General features: G+C 70.4%; 4 protein-coding genes and 1 pseudogene. 1 reads left to right on the forward strand and 4 read right to left on the reverse strand.

All coding sequences use genetic code 11. The features are described from left to right. Window positions 1-227: 227 nt before the first annotated feature. Together E1287_RS42585 and E1287_RS42590 are read right to left on the reverse strand one after the other, a co-directional pair. On the reverse strand, window positions 228-647 hold the full coding sequence (locus E1287_RS42585; protein ID WP_131971732.1) for a resolvase: 420 nt from the start codon (window positions 645-647) through the stop codon (window positions 228-230). A gap of 90 nt (window positions 648-737) precedes the next feature. Continuing rightward, a complete protein-coding gene (locus E1287_RS42590) occupies window positions 738-1,373 on the reverse strand; it encodes a TetR/AcrR family transcriptional regulator (protein WP_131971734.1) in 636 nt (211 codons plus the stop codon). Between the two features lie 146 nt (window positions 1,374-1,519). Here E1287_RS42590 and E1287_RS42595 point away from each other — a divergent pair, with 146 nt between their 5' ends. After that, the gene (locus E1287_RS42595; protein ID WP_131971736.1) at window positions 1,520-2,278 is read left to right on the forward strand and encodes an SDR family oxidoreductase; all 759 of its coding nucleotides are present in this window, start codon (window positions 1,520-1,522) and stop codon (window positions 2,276-2,278) included. Window positions 2,279-2,437: 159 nt separating this feature from the next. Here the strand turns inward: E1287_RS42595 and E1287_RS42600 are convergent. Then, a pseudogene (locus E1287_RS42600) lies at window positions 2,438-2,701 on the reverse strand (DUF4158 domain-containing protein); the annotation flags it as partial. A 132-nt stretch (window positions 2,702-2,833) separates the two neighbouring features. Further along, window positions 2,834-3,393, reverse strand: a 560-nt coding sequence (locus tag E1287_RS42605; RefSeq protein ID WP_131971738.1) for a zinc finger domain-containing protein, incomplete at its 5' end; no start/stop codon positions are given.

The raw sequence follows: 3,393 nt of genomic DNA on the forward strand, positions 1-3,393 counted from the left end.
TCGCCGGACCCGTCCTCGCCCGCGGCACCGAACCCCTCGCCGCCCGCCTCCGCACCCGCCGCGCCGCCCGCACCCAGCCACCGCACCACACCCCGCAAACCGACGACGACACACCCGTCCCCACATCACGCACCACACGCACCGCCGACGACACCCAGGACGCCGCCGAACCCGCCTGACCCCGGCCTCGGGGAACATCGGTACAGCGGTTAACGCCAAGCCGGTGATCATGGTCCGGCCGGTGTGAGCGCGCTGACGCGGTTCTCGTACTCGCGGCGGGCCTTGCGCTGTGCCGGGACCGCCGGGGCGCCCTGGCCGCCGTCGAACGGCTGGCAGCGGGCGAGGAGTCCGAGGTGCACGGCGGGGACGGCGCTGACGCGCAGGGTGTAGCCCTGGCCACGCCGTACGGTCACCCCCTGGTCGGGCGCCTCCTGCTCGGCGGGGTCCAGTTCGCAGGCGCGGAGGAAGTCGGCGACCTTGCCCGGCATGTCGAGGGTGACCGGCAGCTCCGGCGCTGGGGAGTCCTCGTTGATGGCGGCGTGGTCGGGCAGGAGGTCGGCGACGGCAGTACGGATCGCGCCGCGGCTAACGCCATGGTCGCGGGCGAGGGAGGCGATGGTCCGGCCTTCCAGGTACGCGGCGCGCACGTCGGCGGTCTTTGCGGCCGAGACGGCGGGGCGGCGCCCGCCCTTGCATCGCGGTCTTTGGCATTGCGCGTCAGTGTCGAAGTTCCGGCTTCAGGTCAGGCGGTCGGGGGTGTATCTGGCGAGCATGGTCTCGACGGCCTCTTCGACGGCTTTGTGGATGTCGGAGGCTGCGGGGTTCCAGCCGGTCAGCAGCATGCGGGGCCACAGGACGTAGTTGGCGATCATGCCGAGGAACTGGTTCGCGGCGCTCTCGGCGTCGGGCACATCGGCGTTGCCCGCCTCATGCTCGGATTCCAGGTAATGCTGGACGGAGGCGAAGTAGGGCAGTTTGCCGAGCTGGAACTGCATCCGTCCCAGCTCGGGGAAACGAGGCAGTTCGGCGATGACGATTCGGAACAGCCCTGTCATGCGGGGCTGGCCGATCAGGTCGGCGTAGCGATGGCCGATGGCTGTCAGCCCGGAGCGCAGATCTCCCGCCTGTGGCCGCGCGGCGGTGTCGCCGGCGTGGCGCTGCCAGGACTCGGTGACGATGGCCTCGAAGAGGGCCGCCTTGGTGGGGAACTGCTTGAACAGGGTGGACTTCGAGACCCCGGCCGCTTCGGCGATCCGTGCGAGGGAGGTGCCGTCGTAGCCACGGTCCAGGAACAGTTCTGTGGCCGCGGAGGTGATCGCCTCGCGCTTCTGCTGGGCGAGCCTGCGGTGATGCGCGGTGAGTTCTGCTGCCATGCGGAGAGTATGCCGCAGCCCCGAGGCGAGTCACTTGACTCGCCTCGGGGCCTCGCCTACGGTGCACCAGCAAGGCGAGTCGAGTGACTCGCATCTGATCTGTGGCACCTGGGCGCATCCTGGTTGTCGCACCGTGGAGGAAGTTCATGACAATCGACAAGATCGCTTTGGTGACCGGTGCGAATCGCGGCCTCGGGCGCAGCGCGGCCATCGCCCTGGCCACACGCGGGGTGCGGGTCGTGGTCACCCACCGCGGCGATGCGGCCGGGGCTGAGAAGACGGCGGAACAGGTGCAGGCCGTGGGTGGGACTGCCGCTGTTCTCCGGCTCGACATCAGCGACGTCTCCTCCTTCGCGCCCTTCACCTCCGAACTGGGCGCGCAGCTGGAGCGCTGGGGTACTTCGCGGCTCGACATCCTGGTCAACAACGCGGGAGTGGGAGTCTTCGGGCCGCTGGAGACTGTCACGATCGACGACTTCGACACGGTGATGGGCACCAACGTCCGGGGCACGTTCTTCCTCATCCAGTCGCTCGTGCCGCTGCTGGCCCAGGGCGGCCAGGTCATCAACGTCTCGACGTCACTGACCCGCCACACCAGCCCCGCCACCTCGGCCTACTCCGCATCGAAGGCCGCCGTCGAAGCTCTGAGCCGCACCCTCGCCGCAGAACTCGGACCTCGCGGCATCCGGGTCAACTCCATCGCCCCGGGGCCGACCGCCACCGACTTCAACGGCGGAGCGATGCGGGACGACGCCGGAATGCGCCAGATTCTGGCCGGACAGACCGCGCTCGGCCGCGTCGGCGAACCTGAGGAGATCGGCGACGCCATCGCTACGCTGGCCTCCGAGGGACTGCGCTGGGTCACCGCCCAGCGCATCGAGGTCTCCGGCGGCGCCCTCCTGTGAAGCCGGGCGACGGCCGGTGACGGCCGGTAGGGAAGCAGGCAGTGACGGCCCCGAATCACTCCGAGCCGACCGACTCGGCAGCGCCGGGGCAGCACGGCGGGCGGCACCCGCGACCGTGGAGTGCAGCCGCTTCTCGGCGACCTTCCGGGCCTCCGACACCCGCCGGGCCAACACGCTCACCCCGGGCAGCAGCACCCGGTGACGGCGCAGCCAGCCCACCGCCTGGTTGAACAGCGCCACCGGCCCCTCGGCGTGCGTCCACGCCCGCCCGTGCAGGGAGGTAAGGAACCGGCGCGACCACTCTGCATCCTCGTACTCGCGGTACTTGTAGGCGTCCCGGATCTCCCACGCGTGCTCGTACGCCGTCGGCTTGCGCTCGGTGTACCGCTTCACGCACGAGGCGTCCTCGATTGGCATGAGCATGAAGCTATCGGCGCCCGGAGCCGCTCAGGGATCTTCCTCCGAACCTCGCCGCCAGGCATGCCACCTGTGCTGGACGCCATGATCACCGGCTTAGCGTTAATCGCTGTACCGATGTTCCCCAAGGCCGGACCCCTACCCGACCGGCGGCTGGCAGCCCGGACACCAGAACAGATTCCGCCCCGCCAGCTCCGCCAACGCCACCGCCGTCCCGCACACCAGGCACGGCTGCCCCGCACGCCGGTACACGTACACCTCACCGCCATGACCGTCCACCCGCGGCGGCCGCCCCATCGCCTCCGGCATATGCTCCGGACGCACCGTGTCGATCCGCCCCGCACGCACACCATCAGCCATCAACGCCACCAGATCCGCCCAGATCCCCGCCCACTGCTCCCGCGCCAGCCGCCGCCCCGGCAACCGCGGATCCACACCCTGCCGGAACAGCACCTCCGCCCGGTAGATGTTCCCCGGCCCCGCCACCACCGACTGATCCATCAGCAGCACCGCGACCGGCGTCCGCGAACGCCCGATCCGCCGCCACGCCACCTCCGGATCCGCGTCCGCCCGCAACGGATCAGGCCCCAGCCGATCACGCAGCAGCTTCACCTCACCCGGATCCAGCACCTCGCAGGTATTGGGGCCACGCAGATCCGCATACCCGCCCGCCCCCGACAGCCGCAGCCGCACCACCC

It is taken from the genome of Actinomadura sp. KC06 (assembly GCF_004348735.1).
GTDB lineage: Bacteria > Actinomycetota > Actinomycetes > Streptosporangiales > Streptosporangiaceae > Spirillospora.